This is a genomic window from Streptococcus sp. IMAU 99161 (genome assembly GCF_014435245.1).
Lineage (GTDB): Bacteria > Bacillota > Bacilli > Lactobacillales > Streptococcaceae > Streptococcus > Streptococcus lactarius.
The window spans coordinates 1-267 of record NZ_JAAPAW010000021.1 but is presented as its reverse complement, the minus strand read 5'-3'; the positions used below and the strand labels follow the sequence as shown (position 1 = coordinate 267).

The following is a 267-nucleotide window of genomic DNA, read 5'->3' as shown; positions in this document are numbered from 1 at the left end:
ATGCACCCTAGAGGAGTCGAACCTCTAACCGCCTGATTCGTAGTCAGGTACTCTATCCAGTTGAGCTAAGGGTGCTACTTTCAACCTTCGTCTATGCCGAGGACCGGAATCGAACCGGTACGATCGTTACCAATCGCAGGATTTTAAGTCCTGTGCGTCTGCCAGTTCCGCCACCCCGGCCTCCTCAAGCGAACGACGGGATTCGAACCCGCGACCCCCACCTTGGCAAGGTGATGTTCTACCACTGAACTACGTTCGCATCGCTTT

The 267-nt window shown here is 54.7% G+C and carries 3 tRNA genes; all 3 read right to left on the bottom strand.

The features are described from left to right. Position 1: 1 nt before the first annotated feature. The 3 genes from HA044_RS09330 to HA044_RS09320 all read right to left on the bottom strand — a co-directional run bounded on the left by HA044_RS09330 (position 2) and on the right by HA044_RS09320 (position 259). Positions 2-75 (bottom strand) — tRNA-Arg (locus HA044_RS09330). Positions 76-94: 19 nt separating this feature from the next. Beyond that, positions 95-180, bottom strand: a tRNA-Leu gene (locus HA044_RS09325). Positions 181-187: 7 nt separating this feature from the next. Next, positions 188-259 (bottom strand) — tRNA-Gly (locus HA044_RS09320). Positions 260-267: the final 8 nt, after the last annotated feature.